This is a genomic window from Bradyrhizobium sp. 160 (genome assembly GCF_023073735.1).
GTDB lineage: Bacteria > Pseudomonadota > Alphaproteobacteria > Rhizobiales > Xanthobacteraceae > Bradyrhizobium.
In genome coordinates this window covers 69,068-91,981 of record NZ_JADPKD010000084.1, presented here as the reverse complement: position 1 = coordinate 91,981, position 22,914 = coordinate 69,068, and the positions used below count along the sequence as shown (strand labels likewise).

23 protein-coding genes are annotated in these 22,914 nt (G+C 64.4%); 10 read left to right on the top strand and 13 right to left on the bottom strand.

Features of this window, described 5'->3' with window-relative positions:
* Positions 1-73: 73 nt before the first annotated feature.
* The 3 genes from IVA98_RS36345 to IVA98_RS36335 all read right to left on the bottom strand — a co-directional run bounded on the left by IVA98_RS36345 (position 74) and on the right by IVA98_RS36335 (position 3,343).
* On the bottom strand, positions 74-835 hold the full coding sequence (locus IVA98_RS36345) for a slipin family protein (protein WP_247277111.1): 762 nt from the start codon (positions 833-835) through the stop codon (positions 74-76).
* Positions 832-2,214, bottom strand: a complete 1,383-nt coding sequence (locus IVA98_RS36340; RefSeq protein ID WP_247337374.1) for an NfeD family protein — start codon at positions 2,212-2,214, stop codon at positions 832-834. Before IVA98_RS36340 ends, IVA98_RS36345 begins: the two co-directional genes overlap by 4 nt.
* Positions 2,215-2,569: 355 nt before the next feature.
* Complete coding sequence (locus IVA98_RS36335) at positions 2,570-3,343, bottom strand: gamma-glutamyl-gamma-aminobutyrate hydrolase family protein (RefSeq protein ID WP_247277109.1); 774 nt, start codon at positions 3,341-3,343, stop codon at positions 2,570-2,572.
* A 245-nt stretch (positions 3,344-3,588) separates the two neighbouring features.
* On the opposite strand from IVA98_RS36335, the gene IVA98_RS36330 reads away from it, so the two are divergent.
* A complete protein-coding gene (locus IVA98_RS36330) occupies positions 3,589-4,728 on the top strand; it encodes an AI-2E family transporter (RefSeq protein WP_247356882.1) in 1,140 nt (379 codons plus the stop codon).
* Between the two features lie 9 nt (positions 4,729-4,737).
* Here IVA98_RS36330 and IVA98_RS36325 read toward each other — a convergent pair whose 3' ends face one another.
* The 6 genes from IVA98_RS36325 to IVA98_RS36300 form a co-directional block, all read right to left on the bottom strand.
* Entirely contained in the window at positions 4,738-5,034 is a 297-nt protein-coding gene (locus IVA98_RS36325; RefSeq protein ID WP_247277107.1) for an antibiotic biosynthesis monooxygenase family protein, read from the bottom strand.
* 101 nt (positions 5,035-5,135) lie between these two features.
* Positions 5,136-5,372, bottom strand: coding sequence for a hypothetical protein (locus tag IVA98_RS36320; RefSeq protein ID WP_247299541.1), 237 nt, complete (start codon positions 5,370-5,372; stop codon positions 5,136-5,138).
* A 59-nt stretch (positions 5,373-5,431) separates the two neighbouring features.
* Entirely contained in the window at positions 5,432-6,652 is a 1,221-nt protein-coding gene (locus IVA98_RS36315) for a GGDEF domain-containing protein (protein WP_247356879.1), read from the bottom strand.
* Positions 6,653-6,881: 229 nt separating this feature from the next.
* The gene (gene rpsI, locus IVA98_RS36310) at positions 6,882-7,361 is read right to left on the bottom strand and encodes a 30S ribosomal protein S9 (RefSeq protein ID WP_247299545.1); all 480 of its coding nucleotides are present in this window, start codon (positions 7,359-7,361) and stop codon (positions 6,882-6,884) included.
* 1 nt (position 7,362) lies between these two features.
* Entirely contained in the window at positions 7,363-7,827 is a 465-nt protein-coding gene (gene rplM, locus IVA98_RS36305; protein WP_011087726.1) for a 50S ribosomal protein L13, read from the bottom strand.
* Between the two features lie 155 nt (positions 7,828-7,982).
* Positions 7,983-8,411 (bottom strand): PaaI family thioesterase, encoded by a 429-nt coding sequence (locus tag IVA98_RS36300; RefSeq protein WP_247277103.1) that lies wholly within the window; start codon positions 8,409-8,411, stop codon positions 7,983-7,985.
* An 86-nt stretch (positions 8,412-8,497) separates the two neighbouring features.
* Here IVA98_RS36300 and IVA98_RS36295 point away from each other — a divergent pair, with 86 nt between their 5' ends.
* The 4 genes from IVA98_RS36295 to IVA98_RS36280 all read left to right on the top strand — a co-directional run bounded on the left by IVA98_RS36295 (position 8,498) and on the right by IVA98_RS36280 (position 11,843).
* The gene (locus IVA98_RS36295) at positions 8,498-9,322 is read left to right on the top strand and encodes an enoyl-CoA hydratase (protein WP_247356876.1); all 825 of its coding nucleotides are present in this window, start codon (positions 8,498-8,500) and stop codon (positions 9,320-9,322) included.
* A gap of 19 nt (positions 9,323-9,341) precedes the next feature.
* Positions 9,342-9,926: a CoA-binding protein gene (locus IVA98_RS36290; protein WP_247299555.1), complete on the top strand. Its 585-nt coding sequence runs from the start codon at positions 9,342-9,344 to the stop codon at positions 9,924-9,926.
* 137 nt (positions 9,927-10,063) lie between these two features.
* Positions 10,064-11,344: an O-acetylhomoserine aminocarboxypropyltransferase gene (locus IVA98_RS36285; RefSeq protein WP_247356873.1), complete on the top strand. Its 1,281-nt coding sequence runs from the start codon at positions 10,064-10,066 to the stop codon at positions 11,342-11,344.
* A gap of 154 nt (positions 11,345-11,498) precedes the next feature.
* Positions 11,499-11,843: a hypothetical protein gene (locus IVA98_RS36280; RefSeq protein WP_247356870.1), complete on the top strand. Its 345-nt coding sequence runs from the start codon at positions 11,499-11,501 to the stop codon at positions 11,841-11,843.
* Here IVA98_RS36280 and IVA98_RS36275 read toward each other — a convergent pair whose 3' ends face one another.
* Positions 11,844-12,926: a COX15/CtaA family protein gene (locus IVA98_RS36275; protein ID WP_247299559.1), complete on the bottom strand. Its 1,083-nt coding sequence runs from the start codon at positions 12,924-12,926 to the stop codon at positions 11,844-11,846.
* 109 nt (positions 12,927-13,035) lie between these two features.
* Between IVA98_RS36275 and IVA98_RS36270 the strand changes: the two genes are divergently transcribed.
* Positions 13,036-13,257, top strand: coding sequence for a DUF2842 domain-containing protein (locus IVA98_RS36270; protein WP_247299561.1), 222 nt, complete (start codon positions 13,036-13,038; stop codon positions 13,255-13,257).
* Positions 13,258-13,262: 5 nt separating this feature from the next.
* On the opposite strand, the gene IVA98_RS36265 is transcribed toward IVA98_RS36270, so the two are convergent.
* Positions 13,263-14,306 carry a polysaccharide deacetylase family protein gene (locus IVA98_RS36265; RefSeq protein WP_247337368.1) on the bottom strand — a complete coding sequence of 348 codons (1,044 nt, stop codon included), beginning with the start codon at positions 14,304-14,306 and terminating at the stop codon, positions 13,263-13,265.
* A 129-nt stretch (positions 14,307-14,435) separates the two neighbouring features.
* Between IVA98_RS36265 and IVA98_RS36260 the strand changes: the two genes are divergently transcribed.
* Positions 14,436-15,617, top strand: a complete 1,182-nt coding sequence (locus tag IVA98_RS36260; RefSeq protein WP_247299565.1) for a GNAT family N-acetyltransferase — start codon at positions 14,436-14,438, stop codon at positions 15,615-15,617.
* Positions 15,618-15,696: 79 nt separating this feature from the next.
* On the opposite strand, the gene IVA98_RS36255 is transcribed toward IVA98_RS36260, so the two are convergent.
* Positions 15,697-17,943, bottom strand: coding sequence for a GumC family protein (locus IVA98_RS36255; protein ID WP_247299567.1), 2,247 nt, complete (start codon positions 17,941-17,943; stop codon positions 15,697-15,699).
* A 202-nt stretch (positions 17,944-18,145) separates the two neighbouring features.
* Between IVA98_RS36255 and IVA98_RS36250 the strand changes: the two genes are divergently transcribed.
* The 3 genes from IVA98_RS36250 to IVA98_RS36240 all read left to right on the top strand — a co-directional run bounded on the left by IVA98_RS36250 (position 18,146) and on the right by IVA98_RS36240 (position 22,361).
* Positions 18,146-19,279, top strand: coding sequence for a glycosyltransferase family 4 protein (locus IVA98_RS36250; protein WP_247299569.1), 1,134 nt, complete (start codon positions 18,146-18,148; stop codon positions 19,277-19,279).
* A 118-nt stretch (positions 19,280-19,397) separates the two neighbouring features.
* Positions 19,398-20,948 (top strand): undecaprenyl-phosphate glucose phosphotransferase, encoded by a 1,551-nt coding sequence (locus tag IVA98_RS36245; protein WP_247299571.1) that lies wholly within the window; start codon positions 19,398-19,400, stop codon positions 20,946-20,948.
* Positions 20,949-21,104: 156 nt separating this feature from the next.
* A complete protein-coding gene (locus tag IVA98_RS36240) occupies positions 21,105-22,361 on the top strand; it encodes an O-antigen ligase family protein (protein ID WP_247337364.1) in 1,257 nt (418 codons plus the stop codon).
* Here IVA98_RS36240 and IVA98_RS36235 read toward each other — a convergent pair.
* Complete coding sequence (locus IVA98_RS36235) at positions 22,330-22,806, bottom strand: MarR family winged helix-turn-helix transcriptional regulator (RefSeq protein ID WP_247299692.1); 477 nt, start codon at positions 22,804-22,806, stop codon at positions 22,330-22,332. The two genes, IVA98_RS36240 and IVA98_RS36235, sit on opposite strands and share 32 nt — an antisense overlap.
* Positions 22,807-22,914 lie beyond the last annotated feature (108 nt).

The window sequence follows — 22,914 nt, the reverse complement described above, 5'->3', positions numbered from 1 at the left end:
TCCCGTTTAAGTAGGCATCAACATTCGAGATGCCCATTTTGGGCCGAGATGGGGTCATCCTCGCCGCTTACGGCTAAGGGTTGTTAGGCCGCGGCATGAAATGATCGAGCAAGCCCGTCGGCAGCGGAAACACGACGGTCGACGACCGTTCGCCGGCGATGTCGTGCAGAGCCGCGAAATAACGCAGCTGCATTGCCTGAGGCTCCTGCGCGAGGATCCGGCCGGCTTCGACGAGCTTTTCGGCGGCCTGCTGCTCGCCCATCGCATTGATCACCTTGGCTCGCCGCAAGCGCTCCGCCTCGGCCTGTTTGGCGATCGCGCGAACCATGGTTTCGTTGATATCGACGTCCTTGATCTCTATGCCGGTGACCTTGATGCCCCAGATGTCAGTCTGCTTGTCGAGGATCTCCTGGATATCGGCGTTCAACCTGTCGCGCTCGGCAAGCATCTCGTCGAGCTCGTGCTTGCCGAGCACCGAACGCAACGTGGTCTGGGCGAGCTGGCTGGTGGCCGCCATGTAATCGCCGACCTTGATGATGGCGCGCTCGGGATCGACGATGCGGAAGTACAGAACGGCATTGACCTTGACGGACACGTTGTCCCGCGAAATCACGTCCTGCGGCGGCACGACCTGCACCATCACGCGTAGATCGACCTTGACGAGTTGCTGCACGATCGGAACGAGGATGATGAGGCCCGGGCCCTTCACACCGGTAAAGCGGCCGAGCGTAAAGATGACGCCGCGCTCGTACTCGCGCAGAATTCGAATGGCTTGGGACAGAAACATGATGACCAGCAACGCGAGTGCCGCATAGGTCAGATATTCCAGCATCATGATGTACCTCCCTTACCACTCCGCAGCGGCGCGCGCCGTATCAGCAGCGTCAGGTCGACGACGCTGGTAACTTCGACCGTCTCTCCGGGCTTGAACGAGTCGGCGCCGCGCGCCTGCCAGCGCTCGCCATGGGCGAAGACATGACCTTCGCTCCCATTCCAATCGAGGACCTCAGCAGGCAAGCCTCGCATGGCCTGCGCGCCGACCCGTTCAGGAGCCTTGGCGGCACGCCGAAGCGAACCAAGCAAGACCAGAGCAAAGCCGACGAACACAGCTGCAGTGATGCCGATCACCGACCACGACAGGCGGTAGCCGGGCGCCTCGACCCTGAACAGCATCAGCGCACCCAGCACGAAGGCAATGATCCCTCCGAGACCGATCACCACCGTCGGATTGAAGGCTTCGACGGTGAGAAGCACGAGTCCGACCAGCATCAGGGCGAGGCCGGCATAGTTGATCGGCAGCAAATTGAGCGCATAGAGGCCGATCAGCAGACAGATCGCGCCGACCACTCCGGGAGCGACGGCTCCGGGAGACATGAACTCGAAGATCAGACCGTAAATGCCCACCATCAGGAGAATGAACGCCACGTTCGGATCGGTGATGACCGCCAGGAAGCGGGATATCCGTCCCGGCTCGATGGCTTCGACGACAGCATCCTTCGTCGCGAGGCGCTGCGACTTGCCGCCTGCAATCTCCACCACACGGCCATCGATCTGCCGCAGCAATTCGGCCTGATCGCGCGCGACGAGATCGATCGCATGTGCCTCTAACGCGCCATTGGCAGAGAGAGTGGCGGCCTCACGCACCGCCTTCTCTGCCCAATCCGCATTGCGGTTGCGCAGCTCGGCAAGGCTGCGGATAAAGGCAACGGCATCGTTCGTGGCCTTCGCCGTCATCGCGTCCTTCGGCTCACCCTTCTTGTCTTTGCCATCCTTCTCGGGTGTGCCGCTCGGCAAGCCCGGTAGCGGCCCGCCAATCTGGACCGGCGTCGCCGCACCGATATTGGTGCCTGGTGCCATCGCCGCGATGTGGGTCGCATAAAGAATGTAGGTCCCGGCACTCGCCGCGTGGGCGCCGGATGGGGCGACGTAGCCGACGATAGGGATGGACGAGGCGAGCACATCCGCGATGATCTCGCGCATGCTGGAATTGAGACCGCCGGGCGTGTTCATTCTCAGAAGCACGACCTCGGCGCGCCGTTCGCTCGCTTTGGCCAAAGCCTCCCGCACGTAGCTGGCTGACGCAGGGCCAATGGCCCCGTCGATCGAAGCAACCAGTGCAACACGGCCGCTCTCCTCCGCTGAGCTGGGAAGGAGGCAGCAGGTCAAAGCCACGACGGTAATCGCCGCAACGAGGGCCGCCTTCATGGTCTGCACGGCAAGGGCTCCCTTGCAGAGCATATGGTGGTCCTCTCGTGAACCTCAATGCTGCGCAGACCAACGTCGCGATTGTGCAACGCAATGCGATGGTCCTGCAGGATGGCGATGTGATTGGTCCAAGAGAGGCGGTGGCCGACCATGCCTAGCTGATCCGCCCTGCGCCCGGCGCTGCTATCGTACCACCTCACCCCGTCCGTGCCGATCGGTCCGAACGTGCTCGCGATCATCTCGCTCGTTGGCTGCATGCCGCCGAGCGATCAGTGCGAGGGCTCCTGCTCCCCGATTCTGGCACAGACGTTGCGGCAGAAACCGGATTGCGAAAAAACCGAGGCATTCTCGCCGTGTGCTTAGCCTACGCCGCAGCCTTCTGCCGCGCCGCGAGCGCCTCGCCAAAGGCCTCGAACAGTTTGCGATTGATCGGATTGCGTTGGGGGTCGTATTCGGCGTGCCATTGCACGCCGAGCGCGAAGGTCGGGGCTTCGGCGATGCGGATCGCCTCGATGGTGCCGTCCTCGGCGACGCCCTCGATCAGCACGCGCTTGCCGGGCTCCAGGATACCCTGACCATGCAGCGAATTGACCCGGATCTTCTCGCAGCCGAGGATCTTCGCGAACGCGCCGCCCGGCGTCAGGTCGACGTCGTGGCGGTCGGCGAACACCACGGTGGGATCGGGATGGATCTCGCCATTTTCGAGCCTGGGCATACGGTGGTTTATGCGGCCCGGGATTTCGCGGATCTCGGGATGCAGCGAGCCGCCGAAGGCGACGTTCATCTCCTGCAGGCCCCGGCAGATGCCGAACAGCGGGATGCCGCGGGCGACGCAGGCCACCGAGAGCGCCAGCGCGACTTCGTCGCGGTGGATGTCGTAAGGCTCGTGCTTCTCGCAAGGATCGACGTTGAAACGCGTCGGGTGCACGTTGGCCCGGGCGCCGGTGAGGATGACGCCGTCGACAGTATCGAGCAGCGCCCCGATATCGGTGATGTCGGGCGAGCCTGCGAACATCAGCGGCAAGCCACCGGAGACCTCGGCTACGGCGCGCAGATTTCGCTCGCCGACCATCTGGACCTGAAATCGATTTTCGACGCGATGGGAATTCCCGATCACGCCGACGACCGGCTTTCTCATCTCCCGTTCCGACCTCCCGCAAGAAGATTCTCCAAACATGCCCTTGGGGGAGAACAAATTCAACAGAGGGGATCGCGGGACGGCAATGCCATTTTCGCGCAAATGCCCGGCCAGAGGGCGGCCGCGACACTGTTCGCGCTGGCACGACAAGGTGGACAACGTCAAACCGGCGGTTTTCGACCGGCTTGATCCGAGGCGGGATTTCGCGAAAGAGTGCCTCCCCGCAGCCGCCGAAAGGACCCGATGTGACCATTCCCGCAGATGAACGGCCCCGCGCCCGCGCCGATCTCGCCTGGGCGATCTCGGTCGGGGGCGTCAGTGTCGTGCTGTTCACGGCGATGCTGGTCTTCACTTGGTATTTTGCCGCCACCCTGCTGCTGATCTTCACCGGCATGCTGCTCGGCCTGGGCCTTAACGCGCTGACGGGGGCGCTCGGCCGCCGCGTGCACCTGCCCCATCCCGTCCGGCTCGCGATCGTCTGCATCGCCCTCGCTTTGATGCTCGCGGGCGTCGCCTATCTCGGCGGCGCCACCATCGCGGAGCAGGCCTCGCTGCTGAGCAAAACCATCAAGTCGCAGATCACCAACGTCAGGTCTTTCCTCGAAAACCACGGCATCGACACCAGCTTCTTCGACCTCGGCAATGCTGCATCTGACTTCTCGGCCGACGCACCGGCGAGCTCGACGCCCTCACCAGCAGCGCCCCCGCGCGGTCCTTTGCCCGGCGCCGGCGCGCTCGCTTCCAGCGGCGGAGCGATCGTGAGCCAGACCTTCAAGCTGCTGCTCGGCACCATCCATGGTGTCGGGAACATTTTTATCGTGCTGTTCCTAGGGCTGTCCTTCGCCGCCCAGCCCGGCGTCTATCACGACGGCCTGCTGTTCCTCGCGCCGGCCAAGCATCGTACGCGCGTCACCCTCATCATCGACCGTACCGCTGAGACGCTGGAGCGCTGGCTGATCGCGCAGATTACGGTCATGCTCGCGGTCGGCGCGGTGACCTGGATCGGCCTGGCCATCATCGGCATCCCCGGCGCGGTCATCCTGGGAATCCAGGCTGGCCTGCTTGCCTTTATCCCAACCGTCGGCGCCATTATCGCCGGCGTCATCGTGGTGCTGGCGAGCCTGGCTTCGGGCTGGCTCGCGGCACTGTCGGCGCTGCTGCTTTTCCTCGCCGTCCATGCGATGGAGAGCTACGTGCTGACGCCGCTCCTTCAGCGCCAGGCGCTGGACATTCCACCGGCCACGCTGTTCGCGTTCCAGATCCTGCTCGGCGTCGTGTTCGGAATCTGGGGCCTCGCGCTGGCGCTGCCACTGGTCGCCATTGCCAAGGTCATGATCGATCATTTCAAGACGTATGAGGCGCCGTCTCTGACCGAGGCGGCCTGAGCCTGCTCGTCAGGTCGTCAGCACGATCTCGGTGTGCTCGACTTCGGGGGGTGAAGCAAAATACTGCCCGACGAGGCCGCGCCATTCGGTGAAGTTTTCGGAACCGCGAAAATCGACGGTGTGGTTTTCCAGGCTCGCCCACTTCACCATCAGCCGATAGCGCTGCGGCTTCTCGATCGACTTGTGCAGTTCGAAGCCGTGAAAGCCCTTGGAGCGGCCGAAGGCGGCCTTTGCCTTCGCGACAGCCGCCTCAAAATCCTTTTCGCTGCCCGGCTTGACATCGATCTGCGCGATCTCGGTGATCATCGGTTTCCACTCATTTTTGTTCGATGGGCGTGTCTACCGCAGCCGTCGCAAAAGAAAAAGGCTCCGAAACGGCGCTTGGCCGGCTGGAAAACGCAAACCTCTCAGGCGAGCAGCAGCACGGTGCCCACCACGATGAACGCGCAACCGACGAACAGCACGAAGGGCCAGTAGCTGCGGCCTTGGCCGTATCGTCCTTGAGAACGACGCTCCGTGATCAGCGCGCGCTCGTATTCGTCCGCGGTCGAGAACAGACAGGCGAAGCCACCGCGCGCCGAGGCAGCTTGGGCTTCGAGTGACATCAGGGCGGCCTGCGGGGTCTGTCGACGGATCGATTCCATGACCATGATGGTAGGGATCGAATGGTAAACAGAGGATTACCGCAAGGTCGCCTGCCGTCTCAGGCGGTGGCCGGACGTACCTGCGCGGCGCCGGTCCGCGCCGCGCTCTGGCGGCGCCAATTCTCCAGCGACAGCGGCAGCTCCTCCGCCGCCTCGACGCGGTTTCGGCCGCCGCGCTTGGCCTGGTACAGCGCGGTGTCGGCCGAGGCCAGCAGCACCTCGAGCTCGGTGCCGGCCGGACCGCCGGCGACGCCGATGCTGACGGTGGTATCGACCGGACCTTCATCGACCACGACGCCGGAGGTCTCGAACGCTTCGCGCACGCGCTCGGCGACCAGCACCCCCTCTTCCAGCGAACACGGCAGCAGGGCTGCGAACTCCTCGCCGCCGATGCGGCCCGAGAGGTCGGAGATGCGCAGGTTGTTGACGACGACGGTCGAGAAAAGTTTCAGCATCTCGTCGCCGGCGGGATGGCCGAACCGGTCGTTGATCGACTTGAAGTGGTCGATATCAAAGATCATCACGGTCACCGGCCGCCCGGCCTTGGCCTCGCGCTCGATCACGCGCGAGCAGGCTTCGTAGAAGCCGCGCCGGTTGAGCATGCCGGTCAAGGGATCGGTGGACGCCGCGGTCCGGTGCGCGGTCACCGTGCGCTCGGACACCAGCATGAAGATCACGAACACGGTGCCGACGGCATAGAGCACGAGTTCGACCGCGAACACGGTGACCCAGATGCTCGACGAGAAGGTCGCATCGTGGGGGCGCAGGAAGCTGCCGATGAGGATCGGCAGCATCAAGACGCAGCCATGCATCATCGGCACCGCGAAGGCCGGCCGGCGCCGTTGCAGGCTCTTGCGCCGCTCGGTCCAGAGTTCGCTCGCGGTCAGGGCCGCATAGACCGAGACGATGCCGGCGCCGATGATCATGCGCAGCATGGACGGCTCGGCGCCGAGCAGCGTCACCGCGGCGATCCAGGCGAGCGCGCCAAGCACGAGGCCGGGCCAGTTGGGCTTGCGGCCATGAAAGACTCGCGCGGCGTTCCACACCATGCCGCAGGCCGCGAATCCGATCGCGTTCAGCGCGAGGTAAAGATGCGGGCCCAGCTTTTCGCCGGCCGCAGTCCACAGCGCGACGGAGGCGGCACCGAGCAGATAGGCGGTGCCCCACCATTTCAGCGCGGGGCTGTTCTCTTGCCTGCCGAAAAACACCATCATGGCGCCGAGCAGAGCGGCAACCATGGTGGCGACCAAATAGAGCGTGATGCTATCGAGCGACATCATGTCGGCCCCCTCTAGAATATAGCAGTTACGCGATCGGCACCGCCGATTTGCGCGCCCTTCCGAATGCGACGCTATGTCCCGCGGGTTCCATTCAGGTTTTCACGCGGACCCAAGTTTTCGGGAAACACGCCATCAATTTGCGTACAAACGAACAACAAAAAGGGCGCTGAAATCAGCGCCCTTTTGCATCTCATTGAAGCCGCTTTCGCGGCGAATGCGGCCGAAGTGATTAACGCTTCGAGAACTGGAAGGACCGGCGGGCCTTGGCCTTGCCGTACTTCTTGCGCTCGACCACGCGGGAGTCCCGGGTGAGGAAGCCGCCCTTCTTGAGCACGCCGCGCAGCTCCGGCTCGAAGTAGGTGAGCGCCTTGGAGATGCCGTGACGGACGGCGCCGGCCTGGCCGGACAGGCCGCCGCCGGCGACGGTGCAGATCACGTCATACTGGCCGGCGCGCGCTGCCGCGACGAACGGCTGCTGGATCATCATACGCAGCACGGGACGGGCGAAATAGACCTCGACCTCACGCGCGTTGACCATGACCTTGCCGGCGCCCGGCTTGATCCAGACGCGGGCGACTGCGTCCTTGCGCTTGCCGGTAGCATAGGCGCGGTTGAACTTGTCGACCTTCTTCTCGTGCTTGGGCGCCTCGGGCGCGGCCGCCGTCTTGAGCTGCGAGAGCTGGTCGAGCGACTGGATGGATTCGGCCATGTTATGCGGCCCTCGTGTTCTTGCGGTTCAACTTGGCGATGTCGATCTTCTCGGGCTGCTGCGCCTCGTGCGGATGATCGGCACCGCCGTAGACGCGGAGATTGCCCATTTGCACGCGGCCGAGCGGACCACGCGGGATCATGCGCTCGACGGCCTTCTCGAGCACACGCTCGGGATGCTTGCCCTCGAGGATCTGGCGCGCGGTGCGCTCCTTGACGTGGCCGACGTAGCCGGTGTGCTTGTAGTAGGTCTTCTGCTCGCGCTTGCGGCCGGTGAGGACCGCATGCTGCGCGTTGATGATGATGACGTTGTCGCCGCAATCGACGTGCGGGGTGTAGGTCGGGAGGTGCTTGCCGCGGAGCCGCATGGCGACAATGGTGGCGAGACGGCCGACGACCAGACCCTTGGCGTCGATCAGCACCCACTTCTTCGTCACCTCGGCCGGCTTTGCCGAAAAGGTTTTCATGTCAGAATTTCCGTGAGGGAGACATCGGCGCGAACACCGCACCAGACTGGGCGGTTTCTAGAGAAGAGCGGCGCAGCGGTCAATGCCCAAAGCGCGAAATTACACTAACAATATCAATGGCTTAAAATTATGGTAGTAAGATACCTGCAAAAACCTCAAACATTTGGAATGGAATAGGTGGAGGTGACATGCGCGATTGGGTCGGGCGAGGTTCCGGACAGCAGATTTACCTCGCCGACCGCAAGGCGCTTGCCGAGCTTGAGCAGCCGCGCCTCCGCCAGCACGTCCTGCCCCGGCTGGCCCTTGCGCAGGAAGTTGATGTTGAGATTGGTGGTGACCGCGAGCCCGATCGGCCCGATCGCCGATAGCAGCACCACGTACATGGCGAAATCAGCCAGCGCCATCAGCGTCGGGCCGGACACGGTTCCGCCCGGCCGCAGCATCCTTTCGCTGTAGCGCTGGCGCAAAAGGCAGGTTTGGCCATCGGCGCTTTCGATCGTAACGTCATCGCCGCTGAAGGCCTGGGGAAACTCGTCGCGCAGAAACTGCTCGAGCTCTGCCACGCTCATTTTCGCTAACGCCATGCTGTTCCCCACCCTCGCTTCATGTCCCCTGGTACATTAAGTTATCTGCGTCATCCAAATGCAATAATCTAACCGGAAACGCTTCGATGTCCGCCCAGGTCGCCCGCGCCCCTTCCCCGCAACCGCCGATCCTGCTGCGCGAAATCGTCGGCAGCATTGCCATCCTCACGCTGAACCGGCCCGAGGCCCGCAACAGCCTCTCTGAGGCGATGATCGGGCACCTGCACGCGAGCGTGAATGCGATCGCCGAGGACAAGCGTATCCGCGGAGCCGTCATCGCGGCCAACGCACCGGCATTCTGCGCGGGCCACGATTTGAAGGAACTGAGCGGTCGCCGCGCCGATCCTGATCGCGGCCGCGCCTATTTTGCGCAGATCATGACCGCCTGCAGCGCCATGATGCAGGCGATCGTGCGCCTGCCCAAACCGGTCGTCGCCGCGGTCCAGGGCGTTGCCACCGCGGCCGGCTGCCAGCTGGTTGCAAGCTGCGATCTCGCGATCGCCTCGGACGCTGCGAGTTTCGCCACGCCCGGCGTCGATATCGGCCTGTTCTGCTCGACCCCGATGGTGGCGCTGTCGCGCAACGTTCCACGCAAGCAGGCGATGGAGATGCTGCTGACGGGCGAGCCGATCTCGGCCACGCGCGCCCGCGAGATCGGCCTTATCAATCGCGTCGTCCCCGCCGGCACTGAGCGCGATGCCGCGATTGCGCTCGCAAATCAGGTCGCGCTGAAATCTGCCTACACCGTCAAGCTCGGCAAGGAGGCGTTCTATCGCCAAGCCGAGATGAGCCTTGCCGACGCCTATCGCTATGCGGCAGAGGTGATGACCGAGAACATGATGGCGCGCGACGCCGAGGAAGGCATTGGCGCCTTCATCGAGAAGCGTACGCCGACGTGGCGGGATGAATGATGACAAGAAAAGATAAGAGATGAACCACGACGCCTACCCCGACAATTACATCCGCGGCATCCTCAACAGCGTGAAGTCGATCGCGATGGTCGGCGCCTCGCCCGTCAACGTGCGGCCGAGTTATTTTGCGTTCAAATATCTGGCGCAGCGCGGCTATGACATGATCCCGGTCAATCCCGGCCATGTCGGCAAGGAGCTGCTCGGAAACCCCTTCGTGGCCTCGCTCGTAGACATCGGCCGTCCCGTCGACATGATCGACATTTTTCGCAACTCGAGCCACATCATGCCTGTCGTCGAAGAGGCGCTCACGCTCGATCCGCTGCCGAAGGTGATCTGGATGCAGCTTGGCGCGCGCGACGACGCGGCGGCGGCGAAGGCAGAGTCCGTCGGCATCAAGGTGGTGATGAACCGCTGTCCCAAGATCGAATACGGGCGCCTGTCGTCCGAGATCTCCTGGATGGGCGTCAATTCACGCACGCTCAGTTCCAAGCGCGCTCCGGCACCGACGCAAGGCATGCGGCTATCCCTCAATCGGATGAGTGTCGGCGGTGGCGACACCGCGGCATCCGATCGCGCCGCCAAAAACAAGACCGAGCAGAGCTGACGCGATCGCGAAGGATTCATTTCGCGATCGCGACAATGCGTAGCACGATCGTTCCGATGTGAAGCAGCAGCTTGACGGCGGACGCCGCGCCGATCAGCATGCCGCGCGATTTCAGATCAAGAGAACAGGACGCCTCAATGAGCGATCGCCTTCCGGGATTTTCCACGCTCGCCGTGCATGCCGGTGCACAGCCCGACCCCACCACCGGTGCGCGCGCAACTCCGATTTATCAAACGACGTCTTTCGTGTTCAACGACGCCGACCACGCCGCCTCGCTGTTCGGTCTGCAGGCGTTCGGCAACATCTATACCCGCATCGGCAATCCCACCAACGCGGTGCTGGAAGAACGTGTCGCGGCGCTCGAAGGCGGCACGGCCGCGCTTGCGGTGGCTTCGGGCCATGCCGCGCAAGTCGTGGTGCTGCAGCAATTGCTCCAGCCCGGCGACGAATTCATCGCGGCGCGAAAGCTCTATGGCGGCTCGATCAATCAGTTCACGCATGCGTTCAAGAGCTTTGGCTGGAACGTGGTGTGGGCCGACCCCGACGACATCGCAAGCTTCGAGCGCGCGGTGACGCCCCGCACGAAGGCGATCTTCATCGAGTCGATCGCTAATCCCGCCGGCGGCATCACCGATATCGAAGCGATCTCGACGGTGGCGCGCAAAGCCGGCGTGCCGCTGATCGTCGACAACACGCTGGCCTCGCCCTATCTGATCCGCCCTATCGACCATGGCGCCGACATCGTCGTGCACTCGCTGACGAAATTCCTGGGCGGCCATGGCAATTCGCTGGGCGGTATCATCGTCGATGCCGGCACCTTCGACTGGTCCACCGGCGGCAAATATCCGATGCTGTCGGAGCCACGGCCCGAATATCATGGCATCCGCCTCCAGGAGACCTTTGGCAATTTTGCCTTCGCGATCGCCTGCCGCGTGCTGGGCTTGCGCGACCTTGGGCCGGCGCTCTCGCCGTTCAACGCCTTCATGATCCTGACCGGCATCGAGACGCTGCCGCTGCGCATGCAGAAGCACTGCGACAATGCCAAGGCGGTCGCCGAATTCCTCGTCGGCCACCCGGCAGTGGCTTCAGTCAGTTATGCCGCCCTTCCGAGCGACAAGTACAATCAGCTCGCGCGCAAATATGCACCGAAGGGCGCGGGCGCCGTGTTCACCTTCAGCCTCAAGGGCGGCTATGACGCCGGCGTCAGCCTGGTGTCGAAATTGCAGCTGTTTTCGCATCTGGCCAATGTCGGCGACACCCGCTCGCTGGTGATCCACCCGGCTTCGACCACGCACAGCCAGCTCGACGATGCCGCCAAGATCAAGTCCGGCGCCGGCCCCGACGTGGTGCGGCTTTCGATCGGCATCGAGGATAAGGAAGATCTGATTGCGGATTTGGAACAGGCGCTGGGCGCGTAAGGCTTTGGCGTCATTCCGGGGGCACAGCGCTGAACCCGAGATTCCGGGTTCGGTGCTTCGCCCCGCCCCGGAATGGCTGATGTCAGTTAACACTCCTTAACCATAGCTGCCGCATACATCGTCACTGGATCGCCCCTTTGATTCGGAGCCGACGATGCTGCGCTGGATGGTGCCTGGCCTTGCGGCGATGCTGACGGTTTCAACCGCGCTGGCTGCCGATCTGCCGGCCACACCGAAGCGGCGCGCAGCTGTTCCGCCGCAGGAAGCACCAACAGTCTATGTCGAGACCGATCCCGACGCGCTGATCTCGCCGGCCTATGGCATCGGCAGTTACATCCGCAACCTGCCCGGCACGCCGCTGCTGCCCGGCTCGCACACGCTGCCGGGCTATTACGGTCGCCCCTGGGATTACGATTATCAGGGCCCGTATTACGGCGGAAAGCAGGTCGACTATTTCTGGCGACTGCCCTACGCGTGCGGCATCTATGGCTATTGCTGATCAGCTCGCCTGACCGAGCGGAACACCGCGCGGCCGCGCCTCGATCGACTGCCGCGAAGCCAGTCGCTCCGTCTGCACCACCGCGAGTATCAACACCACGATCGCGACCGCCTGGTGCGCAAGCGCCAGTCCAATCGGAACCTGGTTGAGCAGCGTCAGGATGCCGAGCACCGCCTGCACGCTTACCGCAGCCAACAACCACAGCGCGCCGCTTGCCGCCGCACCTGTGCGCGAACGCACGGCGTCAAGTGCGTGCAGCGTCGCTAGCATGAACAACGCGTACGCCGTCATGCGGTGCTCGAACTGCACCGTCAGAACGTTGTCGAACAGGTTGCGCCACCACGGCGTTTCGAACCACAGCCGTTCCGCCGAGGGAATGAACGCGCCGTCGATCTGCGGCCAGGTGTTGTAGGCGCGGCCGGCGCGCAGGCCCGCGACCAGCGCGCCGAAATAGATCTGCACCAAGGTCACGACGAGGAGCAGCGCGCTCGTGAACCGCAGGCGCGCAGGTGCTGCGATCTGCGGCCGCTCCTTGAGCCGCCGCACCGTCCAGACGATACCGGCGAAGATCAGAAGCGCGAGCACCAGATGCGTCGCCAGCCGATATTGCGACACCTCGATGCGTTCCGTCAGGCCCGAGGCCACCATCCACCAGCCGACCGCGCCCTGAAGCCCGCCAAGCGCAAACAGCAGCCATAACCGCCGCTTCAGCTCCCCCGACAGACCGCCGCGCCATAGGAAGAACAGGAACGGCAGCAGATAGGCGATGCCAATGAAACGGCCGAGCAACCGGTGGCTCCACTCCCACCAGAAGATCTCCTTGAACTCGGACAGGCTCATGCCTGCATTGAGCTCGCGATATTGCGGGATCTTCTTGTAGGCCTCGAACGCCTCGGTCCACTGCGCTTCGGTGAGCGGCGGCACGCTGCCGGTGACCGGCTTCCATTCGACGATCGAGAGGCCGGATTCCGTCAACCGCGTCGCGCCACCGACCAGCACCATCAGCGCGATCAGCGCGGCCACGGCGATCAGCCACACGCGCACGGCGCGATGCGGCTCGGACGGGGCGGAAATCGTCGTCATTGGGAGCAAAAACCAGGACTTGAACCAAGGAGGCTTGAACCGGACTGCGCGCCCCTTATAGTCCCCCGCTCCCGCAGCGCAAGTTACGCGAAAGCAGCAAGCTCCCGCCATGACGATCCGCACCCGCAAGTTCCTCGGCGCCATCCTGCTCCTGATGCTGGCCACGGTCTGGGCCTTGCTCGGCATGGCGCTGGCGCAGATGCCGTGGATCGCCGAGTCCGGCTGGCGCCAGGCGATCTACTACGTGGTCGTTGGCATGGGCTGGGTGCTGCCGGCGATGCCGATCGTGAGCTGGATGCAGCGTCCCGATCGCGCCAAGTCCAGTTCGTAGCGCTTCTAGTTCGCGGCACTGCCGGTCGGTTTCACCGGCGCAAAGGCAACGCCCGACACCAGCACGCGCATCATGCGTAGCGATCGCACCCGGCCGTCCCACGAGATCCGCGGCAGCGCGCGCAGATTGGTGCGTCCCTCTGCATCCACGATGCCCGGGATCGTCGACACGGCACTGGCAAAGCCGGCCTCCTCTGCCATCACAACGTGGCTGCGCCCAAACGACGAGCGATCGCCGAACGGAAAGGCGAAATGCCTGATCTCGCGGCGGAAGGCCGCTTCTGCGACCGCCTTGCCCATGGTCATCTCGCGGAGCGCGGCCGCATCCTTCATGTTGGCGAGAACGGGATAGTTGACGGTCGCGCTGCCGATCGTGACGAGCGGATCGGCGGCGAGCTTCGTCAGATCTTCCCAATCCATCGACGCCTCGCGCGAGATCGCGGCGAGGTCAATCCGGTAGCGCGCGCAGAGATCGGCGATCGCCGCCGACAGATCCGCCGGCGGCAGCGAACGCAACCAGCTCTCGAGATACGAAAACAGCGCCTGCTTCTCGGCATTGTCCGTGACGGTGAAGCGCTGCTCCGTCTCGCCCATCATCAGGCTGATGCGGCTCTCGCGCGCGATCATCCGTTCGAGCCCGAGCCACCAGGCTTCGCCGACGCCGTCGGGAAAGGCGGTAGGGACATAGATCGTGCAAGGCACAGCGTGCCGCGCCAGCACCGGATAGGCGAAGTTGATGAAATCCTTGTTGGCGCCATCGAAGGTCAGCGCCACGAAGCGCCGCTTCTCCGGCAGCGTCACCGCCCGGCGGCAGACCTCGTCCATGCCAAGGAAATCGTACTTCCACTGCTTCAGCGCGCGAATGGCGCGGTCGAGGAATTGCGGCGTGATCTCGTGCGCGCCCAGCGGCTGAAAGCCGCCGCGCCGCCGCGGCCGCACATGCGCAAAGCGCAGGATGGTGCCGGCACCACGACTGCGCAGCGCAGCCTGGCCGCTGAACCAGGCCAGCTCAAGCCGAAGACGCTCCAGCCATCTGTCGTCGGATGCCAAGGTCCCACCTTCGCGCGCGCCGGCGCCTGCTCCCTCTCCTATTGTCATTACCCTTTGTTGACGTTTCTTTGCAAAGGTCGGCCACCGGCCGAAATACGTATATTTTCGATTTCTCGACAGGTTTCGCGAATGACCATGGCTGCGGCGATGCAAGGCCGGACGGCAGAAGCGCCAGCGCGGTCGAAAGCGAGCCGCATCGGCCAGGTCGATATCGTCACTGATCTCGGCGGGGCCGAGGCGGCCTGGCGCGCCTTCGAGGAGAGCGGCCACCTCTTCACGCCGTATCAGCGGTTTGACCTGCTCGGTCCCTGGCAGCAGCTGGTCGGCGAACGCGAGGGCGCGCGCCCGTTCGTCGTGATCGCCCGCGACATCGAGCACCGGCCGCTCGTGCTGCTGCCGCTGTCGCTGCACCAAGCCCACGGCGTACGCACGGCCTGCTTCATGGGCGGGAAGCATACCACCTTCAACATGGGCTTGTGGAACGCTGAATTCGCGGCACAGGTCGTTCTCGCCGATCTCGATGCGCTGCTTGCGCCGCTGCGCGAGCATGTCGACGTCCTCTCGCTGACGCAGCAGCCTAAGCGCTGGCACGATCAGCAGAACCCGTTTGCGCTGCTGCCGCGGCAGAGCTCGGTCAACGGCTGCCCGTTGCTGGCGATGGAACCGGGCGGTCCGCCCGCATCGCGGATCAGCAATTCCTTCCGTCGTCGTCTCAAGAGCAAGGAGAAGAAGCTCCAGGCCCTCGCTGGCTACCGCTACCACCTTGCGACCACGGATGCGGACATCGTGCGCCTGCTCGACTGGTTCTTTCGCGTCAAGCCGGCGCGGATGGCGGAGCAGAAGCTGCCGAACGTCTTCGCCGAACCGGGCGTCGAACAGTTCATCCGCAGCGCCTGCCTCGCCCGGCAAGGAGAAGGACGCGTGATCGACGTCCACGCGCTCGAATGCGACGAGGAAGTGATCGCGATCTTTGCCGGCGTCGCCGACGGCCAGCGCCTCTCGATGATGTTCAACACCTACACGATGTCCGAGAATGCCCGCTACAGTCCCGGTCTGATCCTGATGCGCTACATCATCGACCGCTGCGCCGAGCGCGGCTACCGCTCGCTCGACCTCGGCATCGGCTCGGACGACTACAAGCGGATGTTCTGCAAGGACGACGAAGACATTTTCGACAGCTTTGTGCCGTTGACCTCACGCGGCAGGCTCGCGGCGGTGGCGATGTCCTCGTTGAACCGCGGCAAGCGGCTGGTGAAGCAGAACCAGATGCTGCTCGACCTGGCGCGCAGTCTGCGTCAGGCGTTCGGGTAACGCCGGCGCCCTCGTCTCTCCATTTGCGGGGGGAGGTAAGAGCAGCACTGATCGATAGACTACGGGGAAGCGCCCTCGCCTACGCCGCCACCACGCGCGGCGCGTCCATCGCATCGGACGGCTGCACCGGTCTGCTCAGCATCGTCACGTCGCTGAAGCCGACGGCGCTCAGCTGCTCGCACATCAGCGTGCGCGCATCCTGTGCCATCGATGCATCCGGCACCACGACGGCGCGGGCATCGACCGTCAGCAACTCGGCCGGCAGGTCGGAGGCACTGCCGGCATCCAGCAGCACGTGGTCGTATGCTCGGAGCAGCGCATCGATCGCGAGCGCCACCCGCGGTGATTGCAGCAGGCTGCGATCGAAGCCAGGACGGCCGGCCATGACCAGATGCAGCCGCGACAGCTTGTCCCGGGTGATGACCTGCGCGAAAGACGCTTCGCCCTGCATCAGCTCGGCAAGGCCGGGCGTGGAGGCATCGACGGCCACCGCGGCAATGGTCGGCGAGGATGCGGCGAGATCGACCACGACAACGCGTGCGTCACGCGCGAGATGTCGGGCGAGGGTCAGGGCCGAAAGCGTAATCGAGTCGCCGGCCGCGGTGCCGAGCACCGTGATCTTCTTCGCCGCTGCGCCCGCGGCGCGCAGGCTCTTGGCCAGCTGCTCGATCTCGGCGAATTCGGTGATGTCGGCCTCAGGCGCCATCGCCGGCTGAAGCGGCCCGGGCTCGTCGACGACGGGATCGACCCTCGGCTCGACCACCGGCTCCGCTGCCGCTTCTTGGCGCAGCGTCACCCGCGACGGTAGGACCGCAGCCACAGCCCGCGGCGCAGTCTGGCGCAGCAGCTCACCGGTGACGACGACGCCGGACGACAGCAGCAGCGTCGCAATCGTCGCGATCAGCACGATCGGCAGCTTCTTCGGGTAGGCCGGGGTATTCGAGACGATGGCGCGCGAAATGATGCGGCCGTCCGTCGGGGCGGTATCGATGGTCTCGCGGGTGTTGGCCTCGCGATATTTGGCGAGATAGGTTTCCAGCAGGTCGCGCTGCGCCTTGGCCTCGCGCTCGAGCGCGCGGAGCTGCACGTCCTGGCCGTTGGTGGATGCCGCCTGCTTCTTGAGCTGCTCGAGGCTCGCCGTCAGACCGTCGACCCGGCCGCTGGCGATTCGAGCGTCGCTTTCGAGCGAACGCGAAATCTTGGCCGCTTCGTCGCGGATCTGATTGTCGAGGTCGCCAAGCTGCGCCTTCAACTCCTTGATCCGGGGATGATTGCCGAGCAGCGTGGACGACTGCTCGGCGAGCTGCGCACGCAGCGTCACCCGCTGCTCCGACAGCCGCCGCATCAGTTCGGAGTTCACCACCTCCGATGCCTCGATCGGCTTGCCGCTCTGGAGCATTTCGCGGATCAGCCGCGCCTTGGATTCTGCGTCGGCCTTGATTGAGCGCGCGTTGTTGAGCTGGGTATTGATCTCGCCCATCTGCTGGTTCGATAGCGTGGTGTTGTTGGTGCCGACGAACAGGCTCGACTTGGAGCGGAAGTCCTCGACCCGCCCCTCCGCCTCGGAGACCTTCTTGCGCAAATTCTCGATCTCGCCGGCCAGCCACTGGCTGGCGTTCTTGGCCTGCTCCTGGCGCACACCCTGCTGGAGCACGAGATAGACGTCGGCGATAGAATTGGCGACGCGCGCGGCGAGCTCGGGATCGGCGGACTGGAATTCGACCACGATCACGCGCGACTTGTCGACGGCGTAAGCCTGGAGGCGCTCGTAATAGGCATCCAGCACGCGCTCTTCCGGCGTCATCGAGAACGGATCGCGGCCAACGCCGACCAGCGCCGCCAGCGACTTCAGCGGCGAGATGCCTTGCAGCACCGGATCGAATTCGGGCCGCTCCGCGAGCTTGTTCTTCTTGATGATCTCGCGCGCGAGATCGCGCGAGAGCACGAGCTGCACCTGGCTGGTGACGGCCTCGGCGTCGAGCGCCTGCCGCTCTTCGGTGCGATCGCTGTTCGGGCGCAGGAACACGTTCTCGCGGCCATCGATCAGGATCCGCGATTCGGACTTGTAGCGCGGTGTGACGAGATTGACGGCAACAACCGATGCAACGAGCACCAGCACGGTCGGCACGATGATCCAGCCGCGCTTGCGCGCCAATGTCGCGCCGAGCGCGTGCAGGTCGATGTCGCCGGATTCGACTTGCGCCTGCTTCGCGGCGACCGGCGCAGGCTTCGCTTCGACCTTGGGCGCGGCTTCGGATTTGGACTTTGAGACAGCCCGCTCGATTACCGCCTTGTCCTTGCCGGCACGCCAGAACGCTAAACGCATCGAACACTCCCGCAGGGGCAACGCCACAAGCTGCCTCAACGGGGCGACTACACTCCATTAAGGTTGCCGCTGGGTTAATCGCTGCGTCCGGCGACCGACGCATGCGCGCCCGTCACCGTTTGTTAACCACGACGGCCCTTAATCCGTCTCGATTATTTCACGAGAATTGTTCGGCAGTTGCCGTCGAGCGCTGGTTTTGATCATGCCCCCTGCTTCCGACCGGCCGCTTCGCATCCTGCACGCCGTGCGCGCACCCGTTGGCGGCATCTTCCGCCACATCCTCGACGTCGCCAATGGCCAGGTCGACCGCGGCCATCATGTCGGCATCCTCGCCGACAGTCTCACCGGTGGCGAGCGCGCCGACAAGGCGCTTGCCGAGCTCGCGCCGCGGCTGAAGCTCGGCGTGCATCGGCTGGCGATCCGCCGCGAACCGTCACCTGACGACGTCCTGGTGTGGCTTCGCATGCGACGCCTGATCGCGACGCTCAAGCCCGACGTCATGCACGGCCATGGCGCCAAGGCCGGCGCCTTCATCCGCATGCGGCGGCGCTCCGACGACACCATCCGCATCTACACCCCGCATGGCGGCTCGCTGCATTACCCCCTCAACACATTCAAGGGCGAGTTCTACGCGCGGCTCGAGCGCACGCTGATGGACGCGACCGACCTGTTCCTGTTCGAGAGCGCATTTGCCCGCGACACCTATCAACGCATCGTCGGCACGCCTAAGGGCGTGGTGCATTGCGTCTTCAACGGCGTCACGCCGGAGGAGTTCGAGCCCGTCGCGACCGCCGAGGATGCCACCGACCTCGCCTATGTCGGCGAGTTCAGGCACATCAAGGGCGCGGATCTGCTGGTCGATGCCGTCGCGCGCCTGCACGAGAACGGTAAGAAGGTCACGCTGACGCTCGGCGGCGACGGCGAGGAAAGCGCGGCGCTGAAGGCTCAGGTCGAGAGGCTCGGCCTCTCCAGCGCGATCCGTTTCATCGGGCACGTCAAGGCGCGGTACGGCTTCTCCAAGGGCCGGCTGCTGGTCGTCCCCTCGCGTGGCGATTCCATGCCCTATGTCGTGATCGAGGCGGGTGCTGCCGGCATTCCCATGATCGCGGCCCGCATCGGCGGCATTCCCGAGATCTTCGGGCCGGAGAGCCCCGCCCTGTTCGCGCCGAGCAATTCCGAGGCCATGGCCGAAGCGATCGCGGCCGCACTCGACGATCCGCACGGGACGGCCCAGCGCGCAACCGCCTTGCGCGCGCGCATCTCAGCGCATTTTTCGCAGCAAGCGATGGTCGACGGCGTGCTCGCCGCTTATCGGGACGCATTTGCCAATCATTAACCATTCTTAAGCCCGCTTCAGAAAATCTTCCGATTTGTTCGATAATCGAAGTGCCGGGGGATGCTTGCCCGGGTGCGCAAAGCCGTGCCGCGGGGCTTTGGAATGGACGTGGACGCCCGTGGAACCGCTCAACGCACGCTCGATGCTCGATGCCGCGACCAGCGCCGTGGCAAAGCCGGCTGACCAACCCTTTGTGGAGCGCCGCCGCCGGCTCTCGCCCGCAGCGCTCGACGTCGTCAATCAGAAGGTCGCCCGCGCCTATTCGCCCATCGTGATCGCCGGCTTCGTCCGCCTGGCTGATTTCGCGCTGCTCAGCCTCGTCGGCATTGCGCTCTACGCCGGCTATGTCATGCCGCTCGCCGGTGGGTTCAACTGGGTCTATCCTGCGCAGATTATCGCGGTGGCGGTCGCCGCCGTGGTCTGTTTCCAGGCCGCCGACATCTACCAGGTGCAGTTGTTCCGCGGGCAGCTTCGGCAGATGACGCGGATGATCTCGTCCTGGTCGTTCGTCTTCCTGCTCTTCATCGGCATCTCGTTCTTCGCCAAGTTCGGCAGCGAAGTGTCGCGGCTGTGGCTTGCCGCCTTCTACTTCCTCGGGCTCGCCGCGCTGATCGCCGAGCGTCTCATCCTGCGCTCGCTGGTACGCGGCTGGGCGCGCGAGGGCCGGCTCGACCGCCGCACCATTATCGTCGGCTCCGACAGCAACGGTGAGCAACTGGTCCAGGCGCTGAAGGCGCAGGAGGATTCCGACATCCACGTTCTCGGCGTGTTCGACGATCGCAACGACAGCCGCGCGCTCGACACCTGCGCCGGCGCGCGCAAGCTCGGCAAGGTCGACGACATCGTCGAATTCGCCCGCCGCACTCGTGTCGACCTCGTGCTGTTCGCGCTGCCGATCTCGGCGGAGACCCGCATCCTGGAGATGCTGAAGAAGCTCTGGGTGCTGCCGGTCGACATTCGCCTCTCCGCGCACACCAACAAGCTGCGCTTCCGGCCCCGCTCCTATTCCTATCTCGGCGAAGTGCCGACTCTGGACGTGTTCGAGGCGCCGATCACCGACTGGGATCTGGTGATGAAATGGCTGTTCGACCGCATCGTCGGCAGTCTCGCGCTGCTCGCCGCGCTGCCGGTAATGGGACTGGTGGCGTTGGCGGTGAAGCTCGACAGCCCCGGCCCGGTGCTGTTCCGCCAGAAACGCTTCGGCTTCAACAACGAGCGGATCGACGTCTACAAATTCCGCTCGATGTACCACCATCAGGCCGATCCGACCGCCTCGAAGGTCGTGACCAAGAACGATCCACGCGTCACCCGCGTCGGCCGCTTCATCCGCAAGAGCAGCCTCGACGAGCTGCCGCAGCTCTTCAACGTGGTCTTCTCGGGCAACCTCTCGCTGGTCGGCCCGCGTCCGCATGCGGTGCAGGGCAAGCTCCAGAGCCGCCTGTTCGACGAAGCCGTCGACGGCTATTTCGCGCGCCACCGCGTCAAGCCCGGCATCACCGGCTGGGCGCAGATCAACGGCTGGCGCGGCGAAATCGACAATGAAGAGAAGATCCAGAAGCGCGTCGAGTTCGACCTCTACTACATCGAGAATTGGTCGGTGCTGTTCGACCTCTACATTCTCCTGAAGACGCCGATCTCGCTGCTGACCAAGAACGAGAACGCGTATTGAGTTTATCTGTCATGCCCCGCGAAGGCGGGGCATCCAGTACTCCGCAGCGCCAGCCGTTGTCCGCAATAGGCGCCGCGGAGTACTGGATCGCCCGGTCAAGCCGGGCGATGACAGCGGTATTGTGGCGTACCAGTAGCGTAAGCGTATGAGCGTGCGATGGCGTATGCGGCGACAGCCGGTGAAGTAAACGTAGCCGTACGGGCTGCACCCGGCGTGCTGGCCTTCCAGCGCGCGCTGGTATGGCTGGTCGGCGCGTCGGGCGCGATCGTGTTCATCGAGCCGAGCCCCTACGAGATCGCGACGCTGCTCGCGACCGTCACCTTCTTCGCCACCGGTCTGCGGCTGAAGCTCGCGCTGATGCCGCTGGTGCTGATGCTGGTCCTGCTCAATGTCGGCTACACCATCAGCGCGATCCCGCTGCTCGATCAGCCCGAGGTGGCGAGCTGGATCGCGACCTCCTGGTATATGGCGGTGACCGTGGTGTTCTTCGCGATGGTCACCTCGGAGGATACGGCGGCCCGGCTCGACATGCTCCGCCGCGGGCTCGTGGTCGGCGCCATGGTCGCCTCGCTATTGGCGGTCGCCGGTTACTTCCACCTGATCCCTGGCGGAGACGATCTCCTCACGCTCTACGGACGTGCGCGCGGCACGTTCAAGGATCCGAACGTGCTCGGCGCCTTCCTCATCCTGCCGGCGCTGTTCTCGCTCCAGAGCGTGGTTTCGGACAAGCTCGGCAAGGCGTTCCGCAATGTCATCGGCTTCGGCCTCATGTCGCTGGCGATCCTGCTCGCCTTCTCCCGCGCCGCCTGGGGCGGCTTGGTGTTGACCTCCGCCTTCATGCTGGCGCTGATGGTGTTGACCAGCCGCACCAACGCGCAGCGGTCCCGCATCATCGCCATGGCGATCGTCGCCGCGGTGCTGGGACTGGCCTTGATCGCGGTGCTGCTGTCATTCGACTCGATTGCCGAGATGTTCAAGCAGCGCGCGAGCTTCGACCAGAGCTATGACGAGGGCCGCTTCGGCCGGTTCGGCCGCCACATCCTCGGCGCTGACATGGCGCTCGACCTGCCGTTCGGCATCGGCCCCCTGCAGTTCCACCGCTTCTTCCCCGAGGACACCCACAATTCCTATCTCAACGCCTTCATGTCCGGCGGCTGGCTCTCTGGCGTGTGCTATCCCGCGCTGGTCTTCACCACCGTCATCATGGGCTTCCGCCACATCTTCGTCCGCGTGCCCTGGCAGCGCGCCTATCTCGCGGTGTTCTCTGCCTTCATCGGCACTGTCGGCGAAAGTTTTGTGATCGACACCGACCACTGGCGGCACTTCTGGATGATGCTGGGCGCGATGTGGGGCATGATCGCGGCCGCGCAGGTCTACAAGATCAAGGCTGACGACGAAGCTTCTTCAGCTTGAGAGCGGGACGCTTCTCCGGTGGGGTCTCGAGTAGGCCCTTGAGCGTCTCCGTGGCTGCGAGCACGGCCTTGTAACCTTCATTGGCGAAGCGCAGCAGCAGACGTAATTGCTCGTCGGAATAGCCGCCGAACACCTTCTCCATCGCCTGCTGCATCGGTACGTAGAACTGACCGATCTTCATCGCCGCGTCCGGCACGACCGCGATGAAAACTTTCCGGCGATCGGTCTCGTCGCGTTCACGGCGCACCAGCCCGGCCTTTTCGAGCCGGTCGACCACGCCGGTGATGGCGCCGGTCGTGAGCCCCGTGACCTCGGCCAGCCGGCCCGCAGTGACACGGCCTTCGAGATACAGGATGTCCATGCATTCAAGGTCGGAATTGGCAATTCCGGCAACGTTCGCAACGGTCTGGCCATAGAGCACGCCCTGCGCGGACGACCTGCGCATCGCCTCCTCGAGTTCCTGCAACAGCGCATCGCGCGCCTTCGTCCTTGACAAGATCCGCCTCATCACTTAGTCAGTATATATCTTAGCTACTAAGAGATTTAGCAGCCG

Excerpts from the sequence above, each read along its gene's own strand:
- IVA98_RS36345 (WP_247277111.1), bottom strand. The coding sequence starts at position 835 with ATGATGCTGGAATATCTGACCTATGCGGCACTCGCGTTGCTGGTCATC.
- IVA98_RS36335 (WP_247277109.1), bottom strand. The coding sequence starts at position 3,343 with ATGAGAAAGCCGGTCGTCGGCGTGATCGGGAATTCCCATCGCGTCGAA.
- IVA98_RS36325 (WP_247277107.1), bottom strand. The coding sequence starts at position 5,034 with ATGATCACCGAGATCGCGCAGATCGATGTCAAGCCGGGCAGCGAAAAG.
- IVA98_RS36320 (WP_247299541.1), bottom strand. The coding sequence starts at position 5,372 with ATGGAATCGATCCGTCGACAGACCCCGCAGGCCGCCCTGATGTCACTC.
- IVA98_RS36315 (WP_247356879.1), bottom strand. The coding sequence starts at position 6,652 with ATGATGTCGCTCGATAGCATCACGCTCTATTTGGTCGCCACCATGGTT.
- rpsI (WP_247299545.1), bottom strand. The coding sequence starts at position 7,361 with ATGGCCGAATCCATCCAGTCGCTCGACCAGCTCTCGCAGCTCAAGACG.
- rplM (WP_011087726.1), bottom strand. The coding sequence starts at position 7,827 with ATGAAAACCTTTTCGGCAAAGCCGGCCGAGGTGACGAAGAAGTGGGTG.
- IVA98_RS36300 (WP_247277103.1), bottom strand. The coding sequence starts at position 8,411 with ATGGCGTTAGCGAAAATGAGCGTGGCAGAGCTCGAGCAGTTTCTGCGC.
- IVA98_RS36295 (WP_247356876.1), top strand. The coding sequence starts at position 8,498 with ATGTCCGCCCAGGTCGCCCGCGCCCCTTCCCCGCAACCGCCGATCCTG.
- IVA98_RS36290 (WP_247299555.1), top strand. The coding sequence starts at position 9,342 with ATGAACCACGACGCCTACCCCGACAATTACATCCGCGGCATCCTCAAC.
- IVA98_RS36285 (WP_247356873.1), top strand. The coding sequence starts at position 10,064 with ATGAGCGATCGCCTTCCGGGATTTTCCACGCTCGCCGTGCATGCCGGT.
- IVA98_RS36280 (WP_247356870.1), top strand. The coding sequence starts at position 11,499 with ATGCTGCGCTGGATGGTGCCTGGCCTTGCGGCGATGCTGACGGTTTCA.
- IVA98_RS36275 (WP_247299559.1), bottom strand. The coding sequence starts at position 12,926 with ATGACGACGATTTCCGCCCCGTCCGAGCCGCATCGCGCCGTGCGCGTG.
- IVA98_RS36270 (WP_247299561.1), top strand. The coding sequence starts at position 13,036 with ATGACGATCCGCACCCGCAAGTTCCTCGGCGCCATCCTGCTCCTGATG.
- IVA98_RS36260 (WP_247299565.1), top strand. The coding sequence starts at position 14,436 with ATGACCATGGCTGCGGCGATGCAAGGCCGGACGGCAGAAGCGCCAGCG.
- IVA98_RS36255 (WP_247299567.1), bottom strand. The coding sequence starts at position 17,943 with ATGCGTTTAGCGTTCTGGCGTGCCGGCAAGGACAAGGCGGTAATCGAG.
- IVA98_RS36250 (WP_247299569.1), top strand. The coding sequence starts at position 18,146 with ATGCCCCCTGCTTCCGACCGGCCGCTTCGCATCCTGCACGCCGTGCGC.
- IVA98_RS36240 (WP_247337364.1), top strand. The coding sequence starts at position 21,105 with ATGGCGTATGCGGCGACAGCCGGTGAAGTAAACGTAGCCGTACGGGCT.
- IVA98_RS36235 (WP_247299692.1), bottom strand. The coding sequence starts at position 22,806 with ATGCGCAGGTCGTCCGCGCAGGGCGTGCTCTATGGCCAGACCGTTGCG.